Raw genomic sequence first — 16,769 nt, forward strand, 5'->3', positions numbered from 1 at the left:
ATCCTACAAATATAATTTTTTCAAGTACAATTACAATCTATGAAAACACCAAACAATAAGAAACATACTAGCAATTCCCCAAGCCGTTGCACTCACTACCCACCAAATTATGGACTTAGCTTTTGTTGAACTCTCCTCTGCTTCCGAATTTGCTTTTATATAAGCAAGCTTATTTTCCATACTTGATTTCATAGAAGTGAGGGCAATAAATCCGCTTATAATGAAACCAATTGTGATCCAGAGTAATAAGTGCACTTGATATACCTCATTTTGTTTGTGAATTAATTTTCTTACAATCTTATTTGTTCAATTATCCTTCCCTTTACTTGAACAAATGGCGGCTAGTGGTTCAGCATACGCACCTTCAAGAAAAGAGTTTTACTTCTTTTTACTTCAGAGCTATATCGTATAGCTAGTTAACTACATCACCCATTCGCCAAGCAATAATAGACAAACTAATTGCTATCACCGCTAAACTTCCGACCTTAATTAGTTCTAATGTATTCTTCTCCAAAATATAAAAAATTAAATTGAACTTTTATTCCATTATTCTGCCTGTTAACCTAATATCCATTATTTACAAGTTTATCACACAATTCTATACAAGCGGCTTATCTCCCCAAGAACAGGTTGCGAATCGTCAAGTCATTTTGCACCTCGCTTTTTGTTGTAAAATAACTATGACTTAATAACAACTTTTAATCATATGTTTTCTTTCTTCGGTATATTTCACTTCATACGCCCCTGTATCTTCACTGTAATAACTACATTCTTGCTGAATTTTCCCTGTCTCTCTCCATTGCACATACACATATTTTTCGTTAGGCTCATCTTTAAAAACAACATTAGCAAATGTGCCTTTCATTCTATTGGTATTTAACTTCATACTGTATTCTGCTTCAATTGATAGAATATCTTCTTCTGTATACCCATTGCCCCGCAAGTGTTCTTTTACTTGTTTTTCCATTATATAATCTCTTATAAAGTTTCCATGTAATGCATCATAAATAATCATTGGGACTCCAACAACTACGAAACAAATTAACACAATGATTATTGGCTTTATATATTTCTTCAAAATACAACCCCCTCAACACCAATGCCACTTAAATCCATCATTGATCTTAAGCAATTGTTGAAAAGTCACTTGAAATTTTTCCGCTGATTAATTGCAACCAGATACACCATAATAGAAAACAAAATATTAGAGGATAATGCAATTGCAGACAACAGATTTTCCACATTAAATATGAGCCAAAATGTTATTGCTGCTAATACACTAACGAATAACGGATACGTTATGTTTAATCGCTTATAAAATTTGTAGAAAATCAACGCAAAAACTATGACCAATATCAGCATTATTAAAATTTGAAATATCAAAAGTGGATAAAACTCCATAATCCCTCTCCTCCATAAGTGTAATTTTACACTTATAGGGGTGATTTTATCAATAAGTTAATTCCATCATTTTCAAAAAAAGGTTCTTACGGTACTCTACGCCGCAGCTCAATCTTAAAACAGTTGTTCTTTTTCATTAACACAACATATGATAAAATGTTATTGTAATTTTTAGAATAATCAAACGCTCATTGTTCCATTAACGAGCGATATACATCACGTCCAAATGAAGTTTGCGCAAAGGATTGTATATTAAAGGAATTAAATCGGAGGGAATAGAAAATGGATGTAAGGACGTTTTTATTACAGCAATGGGCAAGCTGCTTAGATCAAGAAGACTGGTTTCCCCCACTTGAAAAAGTTCTGGAGGATATCACCTTAGAACATGCCATTTGGAAACCAGCTGAAGGGGCACATTCCATTTGGGAATTAGTGTGTCATTTGCTTTTCTTTGAAAAACGAATTCTGTTACGATTTCTTGGTGAAACAGTAAATGAACCACAGGCAGAAAATAATGACGCTACCTATCTATTACCAACTGAAACATCTCAAAATTGGCAGAAAACAAAACAAGAATACTTTACTGTTCATCGTGAACTAGAAAAAATCCTGGCAACATCAGAACTAGATGATTTATATAGAGAAATCCCTGAAGACAATCCATTAATGATTGAACTGAAGAGTCTAGCCATGCACGACGCCTATCATATTGGACAAATTGTATTCCTCAGTAAAATGCAAGGAGTATGGGCAGCACAACGAAGTTTTTAAAATTGGCAACCCTGGGACGGCTCTCACTTTACTTTTTGTGGTGAATTCGGAGAGATGGTCGAAAGGAAAAGTTAGAGACAGAACCGTTCCCTCTCTACCCCAAAAGGGTTTTAGCCTAAGAAAAATCCGAAAGGTGATTCAAAATTCTTTAATGAAAATCGAATTCGTTCGGATTAATTATTGTTTGTTAAAAGCACATAAAATGTATTCTACAGGTTCTAGCTGTTGATTGGAGTGCAAGACGAAGACTCCTACGGGAAAAGCGGAATAGGTAAGACCCCGCAGGAGCGTCAGCGACGAGGAGGCTTACCTTCCGCCCGAGGAAAGCGAAGTCTTGCACGGAAATCAACAGCGGTGTTAAAGGGAATTCTAACATGCTACCTTTTATCCTGATTGTTCGTCTTTAGCCTATTCTTTTAAGAAGTTATTGTTGAAGCACCAAACTTTCACCTGGATTAAATCCCCTTCAAAGCATCCTTATACCGCTGATAATAAGCCTCCACATTATTCAACAACAACAACTCCGTATACAAATACACCTTCATATTAAAATCATTAAAATCAATCGCAGTCAATTCCTGTATCTTCTTAATCCGATAATTCAACGTATTCGGGTGGATAAACAGTTCATTCGCAGTCTGTTTCCCCTTCCCATCATTCGCCAAATACACTTCAAGTGTCTTCAGGAGATCTGTCTGTTTCTTCACATCATTTTGGATCAATGACAACAAATCATCACTGTAATAATCTTTTGACGTATTTTTCTCATATAGGGTCGGCAAGTACCGGTAAATACCCAGTTGAGCAAATTCCCGGGGCATGGATTCAGGACGCGGACTGATGAAGTTAGCGGTCTCAATAACTTCTGACGCTTCCAAGAAGCTTTTTCTCATTTGATATAACGTGGTGTATTCCTTCCCGATCCCGATGAGGAAGTTGTAGAATTCTTCTTCCCCTGTTTGTTCTTTCACCTTTTCGACGAGATTTCTTGCTAATTCCAGGGAAGAAGCCGGTGTGTCTGCTTTGCCGTAGAGAACGAGGATGACCTGGTATTCTGTTCGCAGTGAATAAATCTTTGTGTTGAAGCTGGTTTCCTGGACGAGCTTCTCCAGTTGGTCGAGCATAGGCTTATAGTCCGACGATGCGATCGAGTACACCGCTACCGTGAATCGTTCCGGCAGGGTCAGCTTGACGAGGGATGCATCATGGCGGAGCTGGCTTTCACTTCCGTACTCGTGCTGCAGAAGATGCCACAGTACTTCTTCTTTTCTGTCCTTTTTGATATTGACCTTTGCGTACATATCATTGATCAGGTTTCCAAGATGTGCGGAGATTTCTTCAAGGAACGCGAGCTCTTCATTTTCGAGAAGGCGGTTGGATTCCTGAACCCAGATGTATCCCATCGTGTTCCCCAGGTATTTTGCGGCAATGACGACGCGCTGGTGAAATCCGAGCTCTTCCATCGCCTGCACCCGGATCGGATCCGTATGTTTTTCGAGCTGGTGGACGATGCCCTCTTTTTTCAGTCGGTCGATGATGAAGACCGGACATTTTTTCGTGAGGATCGTCTTTAGCTGTGTTTGATCGAACTTATTAGAAGAGGAACTGTATGAAATCAGTTCGAAATTTTTGTTTTCGATGATAACGGGATTGCCCAGTTTTGAGCTGATCAATTCCGTTGCTTTATGAATGTCTTCTGTTTGGAGGATGATCTCAATAGCTTCCATAGGAATCTTACCTTTCCACGAATGATTGTGATTCCTATTATAGCGTTAAATCCCCCAATAAAAAATGAAAAGCTCCCCCGTGTCGGGAGAGCCTTTCGTCTTCGATTTATTCTTCATCCATAAACGGATAGGTAATGTCTGTTGTTGGCGCAAAGTTTTCTTTGATGATACGAGGACTGGTCCAACGAATCATGTTGAAAATAGAGCCTGCTTTATCGTTTGTTCCAGAACCGCGGGAACCGCCGAATGGTTGTTGGTTGATCACGGCACCAGTTGGTTTATCGTTGATGTAGAAGTTTCCAGCTGCACCGGAAAGACGTCGTTCCAAGTGCATGATGGCTTCACGATCCTGTGCAAAGATTGCACCGGTTAATGCATACATAGACGCTGTATCCACTGATGTCAGGGTATCTTCTAATGTATCATTTTCATATACATAAATCGTTAATACCGGTCCAAAAATTTCTTCAGTCATCGTTTTGAAGTTTGGATTCGTTGTCACGATGACGGTCGGCTGAACGAAGTATCCAACAGAATCATCATACGTACCACCGGCAATGATTTCAGCTTCTTCAGAATCAGCTGCATAGTCGATGTAGCTTGTGATGGAATCAAAGGCAGCTTTATCAATGACCGCACCCATGAAGTTCCTGAAGTCACGGACATCCCCTACTTTAAGCTTAGCCGTTTCTTCCACTACACCATTTTTCACTTCTTCCCACATGCTTGCAGGGATGTAGGCACGAGAAGCTGCTGAACATTTTTGACCTTGGTATTCAAATGCACCACGTACAAGTGCAGCGACTACTTTATCTGCTTGTGCCGTTTCGTGAGCGAAGACAAAGTCTTTACCGCCTGTTTCCCCAACTAGACGAGGATATGATTTATAGTTAGTGATGTTTTCCCCTACTGTCTTCCAAATCGTCTGGAACACGCTTGTTGATCCAGTGAAGTGGAATCCTGACATGCGTGGGTCTGTTAATACAACTTCTGACACTTGTGAACCACGGGATGGAACGAAGTTGATAACACCCTTAGGCAGTCCGGCTTCTTCCAGGATACGCATGAAGTAGTAGTTTGATAGGATAGCCGTTGTTGCCGGTTTCCATACAACTACGTTCCCCATGATCGCAGGAGCTGACGGAAGGTTTCCACCAATCGCTGTGAAGTTAAATGGTGAGATTGCTAGTACGAAACCATCCAACGCACGGTATTCCAAGCGATTCCAGATGTTCTTCATGCTGTCGGGCTGCATTTGATAGATTTGATTCGCATAATCAACGCCAAAGCGTAAGAAATCGGCTAATTCTTGGGCAGCATCAATTTCCGTTTGATACGCTGTTTTGGATTGTCCTAACATCGTTGCTGCATTGATGACGTCACGATATGGTCCAGAGATTAAATCAGCCGCTTTCAAGAAGATGGACGCTCTGTGCTGCCATGGCATATTGGACCAAGATTCCTTCGCAGCCATTGCCGCTTCTACAGCATCGCGAAGCTCTTTTTCTCCAGCTTGTGAGAAGTTAGCCAGCACGTGTTTGTGATCATGTGGCATCACGACTTGCTTCACTGTATCTGTCTTAATCTTTTCGCCATTGATGATGACCGGGATTTCAACCTCGATACCAGATTGGCGTTTTAATTCAGCTTTTAACGTTTCTCTTTCTTTCGTACCTGGGACATATGTATTACCAGGCTCATTTGTAGGTGTTGGGATGTTATAAACTCCGTTACTCATTTTCTTCACATTCCTTTCTGATTACATTCTGTCTGGATGTTACTTGCTGAAGATTCCCTTTAATGCAAATGCAATGTTTGCCGGCCTTTCCGCCAGCCGTCTCATGAAATACCCATACCAGTCCTCGCCATATGGCAGATAAATGCGAACGGTATATCCTTTTTTCACTAAGTCGGACTGCAATTGGTTCCTCATGCCATACAGCATTTGAAACTCGAAGCGGTCATTCGGGATATTGTGTTCTTTCACTAATTCGATGGTATAATCGATGATCGCTTCATCATGGCTTGCGACTGCTGTATAATGCCCGTTCAACAGTTGCTTCTTAATGAGATGCTTGAGATTCTCATCCACCCTTTTCTTATCCGGGAACGCCACTTTACTCGATTCATTATATGCACCCTTCACAAGCCTCAAATAAGGGGAGTACGGATGGAGATCATCTACCTCCTTCTCTGATTCATAGAGATAGGATTGAATCACCGTTCCCACATTGTCGTACTTCTGACGGAGCTTTTTGTAAATGTCAAGGATAGCATGGCACCTCGAGGAATCCTCCATATCGAGTGTCACCGTGATTCCGCTTTCTTTTGCCTTGGACAGAATCAACTCCATGTTTTCCATGACAAGATCTTGACTGATATCCAATCCCAGGGAAGTCAGTTTAACAGAAACTTCAGTGTCCAGCCCATGATAGGCAATGGCACTGATACTCTGAATACACCGCTGGACATGCTCGGCCGCCACCTCTGTGGAATCGACGAACTCACCAAGATGATCGACTGTGACCTGGAATCCCTCCTCGTTCAATTGCGTAATCAATGGAATCGCTTGTGAAAAGGTTTCTCCACCCACAAGCTTGTTAGCGCCAAATATTGATCCCCACCGTTTGGCCATTTTATCCAACGCCTTATTGTGGGAAAGAAACAAGAAAAAACGCTTACTTATTGCTTCCAAGATTACAACACCTCCTTATAGTGACTGTTACCTCAAGTATTGGGTGATTAAACGAAGAATGTAAATCTTAAGAAAATTATACCGGGAATAGTGGCTTTGAAACAACGTGCTCGGGACACAAATATTTGTGGGTTGAGTTATGGTGGAAGCACAAAAGGGGAGTGAATTAATTGAAACTTTCTGTTATCGGTTTCCGTCTAATTAATAAACATAAGCAAAGGAGCGTTAAAATGGAAAGTAAAAAGGGCATGATTCCTTCCATCATCTTCGGTTCTATTATTTTATTGTCTATTCTGGCATTGACCTTCTTTATTTTGAATGGAGAATCCTTTCTTGAGGGAATGAAAGACGGATTCACGGACGAGGGGTATCCAGTCAATATAGATAAGAATTAGATGCTCAATGTAGGAAAAAGGAAAAATTACTTTCTCCTACATATGCGCAAAGCCAATTTAATAATCTCAAAATTAAAGAGGAAGATCACTCAACCTTTTTCTTGTGAACTCCTCCCAGAGAGTAGTCGAAAAGTAGAGCCGGAATATTACCCAGTATTTACCAAAATACGCAATTATGCTGGAAAATGACGCAATAAATAAAAAAACGACGCAATTATCCAGAAAATGACGCAATTATTTGGATAATGACGCAATGAAGTACAATGAAATCCTACCAAATATGATTATAGGAGAAACATAGGTAGTATCTATGATAAGGATGGCAGTTGATGTTCAGCTGCTTACCTTTCCCTCATGTTTTTGACTATTTCTTCAACCGTCACATTCTCAGTACTTACGTTTTAGAATTTTTTAAACCGTTTTTCCAATTTATCAACCGAAATGCAATCCCCAACAAACCCAATGACATCCTGCACTCTATTACCAAATAAAAATGCCGTCAAACGGTCCATTCCTTTTCATCAGCCTTCTTTATCAAGTCTCTCACTCACCCAAGACAACCTCCCCCACCGACCCCAAGGACAGATAGGGGACGATTCCGACTCTACCATTTCCCCCAAAAGTAAAGTAAGAACCATCCCCGATTCGCTGGTTATAACTTCTCTTCTGACATCAATCCCTTAACCGAGTCCAACACATAATCCGGCGTCCAAACCGTCCCCCTTAAATCCTCCTCCGTTGTGATCCCGCTCAGCACAAGGGCCGTTCTCATCCCCGCTTCAATCCCCATCCGGATGTCCGTCTCCACTCGATCACCGATCATGACGCATTCTTCCGGCTTCAGTTGTAATAGTTTCAGTGCTGCTTTAATGGTCAAGATAGATGGCTTTCCAATCTGTACATCAATCTTTCTCCCGACCACGGCTTCCACCGCTCCGATCATCCCCGCACAGTCCGGCACATCGCCCATCTCTACTGGACAGGTTCTATCAGGATTGGTCGCAATCATCTTTGCACCGAGCTTGATCGACTGATAGGCAAAATTCAAATGGTCATAATGAAAATCGCGGTCCCATGACAGAACAACGATATCAACCTCGGCAGGCGCCATTCCTTCCCTGAATCCCGCAAGTGTCAGCTCATCCTTGATGGGCTGCTCACCAATCACATACAACGTCGCGTGAGGATGATGTTCCTTTAAATAGTCAATCAGCGTAACCGTGGGATTCAAAATGTTCTCAAGGTTAGCCTGAATATTGAATCCATGCAACTTTTTCACATAGCTCTGACGTGACTCAATGGTCTTATTGGTCAGGAACAGCACCTTTTTTCCTTCATTTAGAAGTGCATTGATCGTGGTGTCTGCTCCCTCTATCAATTGCTTACCAAGATACACGGTCCCATCCAAGTCAAAAATATACCCCTTTAGATTCTTCATCTGTACCCTCCATTCAATAAGAAATACGTAAGCACCTTGTTCAGCCCCGAGAGCGTTCTTTGTCTTATCGATATGTCTCGATCTCAAATTCACGTTATTCTTACTTATTACAATAAAAAATTCCTTGGGCATGACGATTTCTCCAATTGAATAATTGGATGTCGCCATACCCAAGGAATCTCCTCATCTCTATCCTTGTACCTCTTCATTTATACTTTTTGTGTCATCAAATCTTCGCCGATGATGACCTTTGAAGTCACGAGTTTCTCCACCTCTTCTTCATATGGTTCCTGGTCGGATAAGTGGACGAGAACGATTTTCCCGATTCTTTCCACGTCATACTTTTCCATAATTTCCACGAGACTGCTGTGGTTCCCTGCCACTCTTCGGGCAGACGTCGCTTCATGGATTAACATATCTATATGGGCATACTCACCAATCCGTGCGTTGATTTCCGTATCCCCCGAATACACGGTGATACGGTCGTCACACCTCACTTCAAGCCCCGCAGTAGGAACAGAATGAAGGGCCTTAAAGCAGGAAAACGTCATTCCACCTCCAGACAGCAGTTCCATATCCCGGTCGCCATCAAATGTCTCAACGTCGATTGAAAAGGCAATCGGCCACTGATGGGCTTCCATCGTCGAAAGCCATTCCTGAAGCTTCTTCTCATTGCGGTGATCACAATAAATCTTTAGAGGCTTTCTCCTGTCCTCAAGCCACATCCCCCATAGCAATGACGGCAATCCATAAATGTGATCAATATGAAAATGGGTGAACACCACTGCATCGAGTTCCACCAGTTCCACCTGAAACTGCTTCAGCTTCCTGCATGGATTCCCACTGACATCCACCAGCACATGATAACCATCATTCGAGAAGCAGATGGATGTATTGTCTCGTTCTGAACCGGGATACGCACTCCCCGTTCCTAAAAAATGAATGTCCATCAGATCCCCTCCTATTTAATTCCTGAGTGCATGAAGCTTGATACGAACTGTTTTTGAAAAAGGAAAAAGGCAATGACTAACGGCATGATGACCATTACCGTTCCTGCGGCGACCATTCCCCACTGTGCTCCTGTTTCATAGGATTGTGCAAATAAGGCAAGCCCGACGGTCAACGGACGTGACTCCACGGAATCCGTGATGATCAACGGCCACATGAAGTTGCTCCAATGGTGGCTCACCGATACAAGGGCAAATGCTATATAGGTCGGTTTCGCAGATGGAATGTAGACATGCCATAAGGTTTGATACCATTTACATCCGTCCATTCTTGAAGCCTCATCAAGATCGAAGGGGACCTGTTTGAACGTTTGGCGCATCAGGAAAACCCCGAATGCCGAAGCCCAATATGGCATCATAACAGCAAGCTTTGTATTGACGAGGCCAAGCTGACTGATCACCTGATAGTTCGGGAACAGCAGGATTTCAGGCTGAATCATGAGCTGCAGAAGGAACAGTATGAACAGCACATTCTTTCCTCTGAAGTTCACCCGTGCAAAGGCATAGGCGGCGAGGGTAACGGTGACCAACTGAACGATCAATACACCAAAGACAATGACAAACGTATTGAAATAGTATTGTAGAAAAGGTGCTGTCTCCCATGCTTTGACATAGTTTTCGAAGGTCGGATTCGAGACCCAGAACGGAAAACCTCCATTAATCACTTGATTCCCTGGAGAGAAGGACGTGATGATCACCCAAAGCAGGGGGATAAATGAAATGATTCCTAACACTATGATGATGGCATAGTTCAATTTTTTCATATACGATTCCCCTCCTTAATAATGGATTTTCCGATCAAGGTACAGATAGTTGAATGCGGTGATACCGAGCATGATGACAATCAGGATCACGGTCAGCACAGCGGCTTTACCAAGGTCCCAGTTCGTGAATGCGGCTTCATAGATGTGATAGAGTAATAGATTGCTCGCATTATCCGGTCCACCTTTGGTCATTATGTACAGGTGGTCGACGTTTTTGAATGAGTTCGTAATCGCCACGATCATGACGAACAACGTCGTCGGCATCAGCAGGGGGAACGTGATATGACGGAACATCTGGAATGGCTTTGCCCCTTCCATTTCAGCCGCTTCGTAAACATCTCTCGGTAAATTCTGCAAACCTGCCAGATAAAAGATCATAAAGAAACCCGCATCTTTCCAAATAATCATGACGATCATCGCGACCATGACGGTACTTGGATCCCCCAGCCAGTTCGTATCGCCACGGCCGAACATATGGAGAAAATTATCGAGCAATCCATACTGAGGGGTGTAGATGAATAGCCAAATATTTGCTACTGCAATCAAAGGGACGATCGTCGGGTAGAAAAAGGATGTACGGAGCAAAGAGCTTCCGGCCATTTTCTTATTCAACCAGATGGCAAGATACATCGCCAGAAACAAACTAGTAGGCACAGTCCCAATCATGAAGAGGATGTTATTCAGGATGACCTTCCTGAATATTTCATCTTCCAACACTCCTTTGTACTGTTCCAGCCCGGAAAATTGCAACCTCGTCATAGGACCGCTGTAGAAGCTTAACTGAATCGACTTGAGCGTCGGATAAAACGTAAACAATGTTAAAAAGATGAAAGAAGGTAACAGTAACCCGTAGGCGAACAGATTATTCCTTGCCCCGGAACTGAGTTTTCTTTGCTTTGTTGTCATTTATCAGTCCCACCTTTCTTGTAGTAAGAGCCCAAGGTCAGCACAATGCCCACTTGAGCTCCACTCCATTCAACCCTTCGCCACCATCTTATTCCTGAAACGGTTCCAACACTTTTTCGGCTTTCTTCTGTGCGTTGTCCAGCCCTTCATCAACCTGGCTCTGCCCCGTTAAAATTGATTGAATATGATCATTGAAGATTTTCTGTACCTCTCCGTTTTGATAGGTTGCAAGTTCACTTTCGGCATATTCCAACTGTTCCCGGGCAACCAGTGCAGGAGGGAACTCCTCTACATACTTCTTCAATAAGTCCGTCTCATAAGCAGATTCACTGGTGGCTACATATCCAGTATCGATGGACCACTGAGCTACACGTTCCGGTTCTGTAAGGAACTTCATGAACTTAATGGCCGCTTCCTTGTTTGCTTTTGGCAGATCTTTGAACAAGTAGATATTACCTCCTCCGGTAGGAGAACCATATTGATTATTCGCCGGAAGGAACGATACACCGAAATCGAAGTCCGCATTGTTCTTCACATTCGTCAGGTTCCCTGTCGTATGGTACATCATCGCCGTTTTCCCACTCAGGAAGTCAGAAGGAACCGTCGCCCATTCGATGACACCTTCCGGCATGATTTTATGTTCCTTTCCAAGGGATAGCCAAAATTCCATGGCTTCTTTTGAGTATGGTGCATTAAAATGTACTTCTTTTCCATCTTCAGACATAATGTTTTCTCCTGTCTGAAGCGCTAAAGCCTGGAACATCCAGTACTGGTAGCCGGTACTCGGAATTTCAAGCCCCCACTGATCCTTACCGCCATTTTTCGTCAGCTTCTTCCCGTATTCCACCAGCTGATCCCAGTTTTCAGGTGGAGCTTCCGGATCCAGTCCAGCCTCTTTGAACGCGTCCTTGTTGTAGTAAAGGACGATGGTACTGCGTTGGAACGGCAAGCTGTACACTTTATCGCCTATCGAAGAGTTCGCCATGAATCCATCATAGAAATCATCCAAATACGTTTGATCAAACAATGGCGTCAATTCCTCAATCAGGTCATTCTCAAGTAATGTAAACAGGTCGATGGAGAATAAGACAGCAAGTTCAGGTGAATTTCCTCCCTGTGCAGATGCCATTACCTGTGTCATCGTTTCAGCATAACTGCCACCGTATTTCGCATTCACCTTGATGTCAGGATTCTCTTTCTCGAAATCTGCCACAAACCCATCCACGATCTTCGCTACATCCCCGCCAACCGCAACCGGAAACCAGAAGTCAATCTCAGTCTTTTCTTCCACTCCTGCTTTACTGCCACATGCGGACAGTAGTACCATCAACACTAAAACGAATGATAAAAGCCTGATCTTCATGTCATTTCCTCCCCTTTTTTTTCATAAAAAAACCCATGAACAATAAACTGCAGCACAAAAATGTGGCATGCATTTTATTGGTCACAGGGATTCTCCGCATCTCTACCCTTAGACTATAACCTGTCTAATATATATGTCTGATTATTCACAATAATACAACATTAACTGAAAGTTGGCAATGAAATTCTTGGTATGGACGAATCTTTTACAAAATAAAAAGGGGTAAGTGATCTTGAGCAAGATCACTTACCACCCTTCATTTAATCCTCTTTCTCCTCATTTTTCTTCCGAAGCTTCGGCAGGCTCATGCCTTTGATCTCCCGTTCTTCGAAGAAGTTCCCGATCCTCGTCATGATGAAAGTGACGATGGTCGCGAAGATGACAATAGAATAAAACCCTGCTCCAATGCCGATTCCGATTCCCCCCACATAGAAGATCATCGCAGCGGAAGTGAGCCCTTTCACCCGCAGTCCGTCTTTCAGGATCACGCCTGCACCCAAGAACCCGAGCCCCGATACGATCTGGGCAGCGAGACGGAGGGGATCCATCATTTTCCCGCTATCCGGTTGACTGAGCATATCGGCACCTTCGATCGAGACGATGGTGATCAACGTACACGCCACCGATACGTACGTATAGGTTTTTAATCCGGCCGGCTTATTTTTTGATGACCGGTCCCATCCAATGATGAACCCCAGCACCGCACTCACCACAATCCGGAAATAAATATCATGCTGCCAGAAAAAGTCCGTTAAGCCATTTATGTAATGCGTCATGCTGCCATCCTCCTTAAACAAAAAGGGACCCCTACCAAAACGAATCTGCCTATTATGAAAAATCATGCCGTTCGCTTTGTAAGTGTCCCTTCTATACCTTCTACCCGGATTCGTTCGTGAAAATATTCATTTTATCGTACACCAACTATTTCTTGATTTCAACGTTATAGTTAAGGCAATTTAAAATGTAGATGGCGGTCCACTTAAAATAAAAGGCTGTTTTCGCAAACCTTGTTGCTTTTTAATGAGTGAGTGCTAGTTGGCTTAAGATGATATCCCTTTCCCACCCATCGCTTCCAAGGTACTGACTCTCTCCATTCCAGCAATGATTGGTTTTGCACGTCTTATTAATGTTTGTGTCGTTTCAAGAGTTAGTGATGCCTGGTGGGCATTTTCATTCCTCCACACTTCATAAACATAAACAGCATTTGGCTCGCTCTCGGAAATATTCACTAAATAAATCTCACATTCATCCAGATTCTTCATTGAATCTGCCGCTTCCAGCAAAAGATCCACCATTGTATCCCGTTCGCCTTCTTGTATAATAAACTTCCCAAACAAGCTGAATTTGCTCATATCGTCCCCCTTAATTTTGTCATCTGATAATGATTTCTACACCTCTTTACTATTCTCCTATTAGTTTGAAAAACTACATCCTTTCCTATTCTTATAGATAGAAGTGTCCGTGCGCAATTTAATCCCTTGTTCGAAAAATGAAGGTCGAAGGAACCGTCCACTCCCCTCTCTCCTCAAACCAGCCAGCCAATCGATAAGCAAGCTGATTACATCATTGTACTCAATCAATCCCCCAATATCGGCAACACTGTAGAATCCTTAATCTCCCTCAACGCCAAGCTCGTCTGAATCTTCGTAATCCCCATCTCATTCAGCCTTCTGATAAAGAGTTCCAGTCCCTTTCGATCCTTGCAGGCGACTTTCAGGAGATAGTCATATTCCCCGGTCAAACAATGACATTCCAGGACTTCTTCCATGGATTCCAGTGTCTCCTCCACTGCTTTCAACTTTTCTGTCTGATGTTCATTCGTGCTCATGAACACAAAGCATAGCAGGTCAAATCCCAGTTTTTCATGATTTAGAATGGCTACCTGCTTCTTGATGTAGCCTTCGGTTTCCAGCCGCTTAATTCGTGCGTGGACGGCCGGTGCCGATAAATTGACCCGCTTTGATAGTTCAAGATTGCTTAGTTGTCCGTCCTTTTGCAGCAAATCCAATAGCTTGAGATCCATTTGGTCCAGCACCCTGCTTACAATCGATTCCATGATTCATCCACCCTTTTCAATTGTTCCAAAATCCAGCAATAAAACGATGTATAAATGAATTTTTATAACCTAACATTCTATCATACTTTTAATTATTTCGAATTAACCTCATTATACAATATGTTCTTTTGAAATTCTTAGAAAATGTTAAAATTATTCTTATAGTAAATGTCATTGTGCACAGTGGCTCTTCGAAAAGGGGCTAAATGACGTGAAATATTATTATCTATTGTTACTGACCAGTCTTCTCTGGGGAGGCAATTTCATTGTGGGGAAAACCCTTGTGGAACATGCATCCCCGGGAACGTTGACGATATTGAGGTGGGCCATCGCCATCGTCTGCCTGTTCCCGATTGTCTGGGGGAAAGAAAAAAAGCTCGTTCCACCCATACGATCGGTTCTCCCATTATGCTTAATGGGACTGACTGGGGTGGCCCTCTTTCAGGCACTCCAATTCATGGCATTGGAAGAAACCTCTGCCACTAATGTTGGACTGATTTCCACGTTAAATATGTTTTCCATTGCCGGAATCTCTTTTATTTTTCTAAAGGAAAAGATGAACGCATTTCAACTTCTTTCTATGTTTTTATCCCTTTTTGGCGTGTTGCTCGTCCTATCAAAAGGAAACGTAGAGATGATCTATTCCCTGCAATTTAATAAAGGGGATCTGTATATGCTGGCTGCGGTTGTGATGTGGGGTTTCTATTCCGTTTGCAGTAAGTGGGCGATGAAAACCGTCACACCGATGATGTCTATTTTATATTCAGGGATTTTCGGCCTTCTCATCCTGCTTCCTTTTAATCTTCATGATTTCAAGGTGTCCAATGTGGATGCATCTTTCGTGCAGTCCATCTTATATACAGGCGTGATCTCCACTGTTGTCTGCATGGTACTGTGGAATGTCGGAGTGAATAAATTGGGACCGAGTGCGTCAGGATTGTTCTTGAACTTCAATCCCGTATTCACTGCCTTATTGGCCTTCGCCTTCCTTGGAGAAAAAATGAATGGGCTTCAAGCTATCGGAAGTTTGATTGTACTAGCAGGGTGTGTCTTGTTTTCTTTATTCAAGACCAAGTCCCTCATCTTCAAAAAAATCCCTTCAAAGATGTTATCAAGTGAATCTGTAAAAACGTCATGAAAAGGAGCAGTGCCAATTAATTGGGCACTGCTTCTTTTCATACCGAATAATAGTCTCCCTTTATGAAGCAGTGCACATAGGGTCGTCGATCAGGGGTGAATCACTTTTTACTATATGACCTGCTTAAATATTTCTTCAACTGTTCAGTAAAAATCAGATTTACGGTTAAAGCAAAGCAATAGAAACCATAGGAGTAGGATATCTTCCAGGCTTTATAATGAAAGACGTCAAAGTATTCCGCTGAAACCCATTCGAGCACAGCAAGGAAGAAGGCGTACACTAAAATATAGAAAATCTTGTTGGGCTTACATTTTCGATAAATGTGAATGAAAAGGACAATCGGGATGGGGTAAACGACTATTTGCAGTATGGCATCGAATAATTCCCCATGACCATAATCCAGTGTGTCATAAAAATCAAGTGGTGGTTCTGCCAGCATTCGATCTCCCGTTGTGGCAAATACTAAGTTGAAAACAACTAAGGCAATGATTTCCGTTTGCAATAATTGGGGTTCCAGAGAACGGATCAATATGAAAACACCCACACATACTACAACTATGGCAAGTACAAATAGTTCATTTTTATCGAAGGTTTTAGGTGTGAGGGGTTCTAGAATTTTTGTTAACTTAGTCAATAAAAACAAGCTCCTTTTTCATAATCAAGGAAAATCGAAGCATAAAAACAAAAGATAAAAGAAGAATGCCCGCTGTGATACATACATCTATTATCGGATACCATCCAGGGGTCTTAGATATTAATACCTCTGTTTGTAATAAAATGTATTTTGATACAACATCGATCCCAATCCACAACAAGGCCATCATCCATTGATAAAACGCTGGTATTTTTGATCGAAAGGAATACAATACCCACATTAATAAAAGAGGGAGGAATAAGCCATAATGAAGGTAGCTTATCACTCTCGGAATGACCTCTACATTCACAGAAAGCCGATCATATGCAGAAAAGATTTTGAAATTGATGTGTTGACATAAAAAGGAATTAAACAAACCGAGTACTAATATCTCCACTCCCTTGAATCTTTTTAATAATCCTTTTATAGAAAAGAGCAATATAAGTGAGAACAAAGCCGTAACGATCAATAGCA

Annotated in this window: 17 protein-coding genes; 3 read left to right on the forward strand and 14 right to left on the reverse strand. The window is 42.1% G+C overall.

Translation table 11 applies throughout. From position 1 onward, the window contains the following. Positions 1 to 30: 30 nt before the first annotated feature. Both BAA9072_RS24220 and BAA9072_RS10945 read right to left on the reverse strand, forming a co-directional pair. On the reverse strand, positions 31 to 255 hold the full coding sequence (locus BAA9072_RS24220; protein WP_230980827.1) for a hypothetical protein: 225 nt from the start codon (positions 253 to 255) through the stop codon (positions 31 to 33). Between the two features lie 430 nt (positions 256 to 685). After that, positions 686 to 1,078 carry a DUF3139 domain-containing protein gene (locus BAA9072_RS10945; RefSeq protein WP_201714710.1) on the reverse strand — a complete coding sequence of 131 codons (393 nt, stop codon included), beginning with the start codon at positions 1,076 to 1,078 and terminating at the stop codon, positions 686 to 688. 605 nt (positions 1,079 to 1,683) lie between these two features. Here BAA9072_RS10945 and BAA9072_RS10950 point away from each other — a divergent pair. Beyond that, positions 1,684 to 2,172, forward strand: a complete 489-nt coding sequence (locus tag BAA9072_RS10950; protein WP_201714711.1) for a DinB family protein — start codon at positions 1,684 to 1,686, stop codon at positions 2,170 to 2,172. A 455-nt stretch (positions 2,173 to 2,627) separates the two neighbouring features. On the opposite strand, the gene BAA9072_RS10955 is transcribed toward BAA9072_RS10950, so the two are convergent. The 3 genes from BAA9072_RS10955 to BAA9072_RS10965 all read right to left on the reverse strand — a co-directional run bounded on the left by BAA9072_RS10955 (position 2,628) and on the right by BAA9072_RS10965 (position 6,594). Then, positions 2,628 to 3,899 carry a PucR family transcriptional regulator gene (locus BAA9072_RS10955; protein WP_201714712.1) on the reverse strand — a complete coding sequence of 424 codons (1,272 nt, stop codon included), beginning with the start codon at positions 3,897 to 3,899 and terminating at the stop codon, positions 2,628 to 2,630. A 106-nt stretch (positions 3,900 to 4,005) separates the two neighbouring features. Then, a complete protein-coding gene (gene pruA, locus BAA9072_RS10960; RefSeq protein ID WP_201714713.1) occupies positions 4,006 to 5,637 on the reverse strand; it encodes an L-glutamate gamma-semialdehyde dehydrogenase in 1,632 nt (543 codons plus the stop codon). 39 nt (positions 5,638 to 5,676) lie between these two features. Next, positions 5,677 to 6,594 carry a proline dehydrogenase family protein gene (locus BAA9072_RS10965; RefSeq protein WP_201714714.1) on the reverse strand — a complete coding sequence of 306 codons (918 nt, stop codon included), beginning with the start codon at positions 6,592 to 6,594 and terminating at the stop codon, positions 5,677 to 5,679. A 230-nt stretch (positions 6,595 to 6,824) separates the two neighbouring features. On the opposite strand from BAA9072_RS10965, the gene BAA9072_RS10970 reads away from it, so the two are divergent. Beyond that, positions 6,825 to 6,989: a hypothetical protein gene (locus BAA9072_RS10970; protein ID WP_201714715.1), complete on the forward strand. Its 165-nt coding sequence runs from the start codon at positions 6,825 to 6,827 to the stop codon at positions 6,987 to 6,989. Between the two features lie 652 nt (positions 6,990 to 7,641). On the opposite strand, the gene BAA9072_RS10975 is transcribed toward BAA9072_RS10970, so the two are convergent. From BAA9072_RS10975 to BAA9072_RS11010, 8 genes are all read right to left on the reverse strand, one after another. Next, positions 7,642 to 8,595: an HAD-IIA family hydrolase gene (locus BAA9072_RS10975; RefSeq protein WP_330999284.1), complete on the reverse strand. Its 954-nt coding sequence runs from the start codon at positions 8,593 to 8,595 to the stop codon at positions 7,642 to 7,644. Positions 8,596 to 8,636: 41 nt separating this feature from the next. Then, positions 8,637 to 9,377 (reverse strand): MBL fold metallo-hydrolase, encoded by a 741-nt coding sequence (locus BAA9072_RS10980; protein WP_201714716.1) that lies wholly within the window; start codon positions 9,375 to 9,377, stop codon positions 8,637 to 8,639. 11 nt (positions 9,378 to 9,388) lie between these two features. Then, positions 9,389 to 10,198, reverse strand: coding sequence for a carbohydrate ABC transporter permease (locus BAA9072_RS10985; RefSeq protein ID WP_201714717.1), 810 nt, complete (start codon positions 10,196 to 10,198; stop codon positions 9,389 to 9,391). Positions 10,199 to 10,213: 15 nt separating this feature from the next. After that, positions 10,214 to 11,104, reverse strand: coding sequence for a carbohydrate ABC transporter permease (locus tag BAA9072_RS10990; RefSeq protein ID WP_201714718.1), 891 nt, complete (start codon positions 11,102 to 11,104; stop codon positions 10,214 to 10,216). 88 nt (positions 11,105 to 11,192) lie between these two features. After that, on the reverse strand, positions 11,193 to 12,467 hold the full coding sequence (locus tag BAA9072_RS10995) for an ABC transporter substrate-binding protein (protein WP_201714719.1): 1,275 nt from the start codon (positions 12,465 to 12,467) through the stop codon (positions 11,193 to 11,195). A gap of 260 nt (positions 12,468 to 12,727) precedes the next feature. After that, positions 12,728 to 13,243, reverse strand: a complete 516-nt coding sequence (locus BAA9072_RS11000; RefSeq protein ID WP_201714720.1) for an MgtC/SapB family protein — start codon at positions 13,241 to 13,243, stop codon at positions 12,728 to 12,730. Between the two features lie 264 nt (positions 13,244 to 13,507). Beyond that, complete coding sequence (locus BAA9072_RS11005) at positions 13,508 to 13,819, reverse strand: putative quinol monooxygenase (RefSeq protein ID WP_201714721.1); 312 nt, start codon at positions 13,817 to 13,819, stop codon at positions 13,508 to 13,510. Positions 13,820 to 14,043: 224 nt separating this feature from the next. Then, positions 14,044 to 14,523 carry an Lrp/AsnC family transcriptional regulator gene (locus BAA9072_RS11010; protein ID WP_201714722.1) on the reverse strand — a complete coding sequence of 160 codons (480 nt, stop codon included), beginning with the start codon at positions 14,521 to 14,523 and terminating at the stop codon, positions 14,044 to 14,046. 211 nt (positions 14,524 to 14,734) lie between these two features. Between BAA9072_RS11010 and BAA9072_RS11015 the strand changes: the two genes are divergently transcribed. Continuing rightward, positions 14,735 to 15,661 (forward strand): DMT family transporter, encoded by a 927-nt coding sequence (locus BAA9072_RS11015; protein ID WP_201714723.1) that lies wholly within the window; start codon positions 14,735 to 14,737, stop codon positions 15,659 to 15,661. A gap of 100 nt (positions 15,662 to 15,761) precedes the next feature. On the opposite strand, the gene BAA9072_RS11020 is transcribed toward BAA9072_RS11015, so the two are convergent. Beyond that, entirely contained in the window at positions 15,762 to 16,295 is a 534-nt protein-coding gene (locus BAA9072_RS11020; protein ID WP_201714724.1) for a hypothetical protein, read from the reverse strand. Positions 16,296 to 16,769: the final 474 nt, after the last annotated feature.

This window comes from Rossellomorea arthrocnemi, from assembly GCF_904424705.1.
Lineage (GTDB): Bacteria > Bacillota > Bacilli > Bacillales > Bacillaceae_B > Rossellomorea > Rossellomorea arthrocnemi.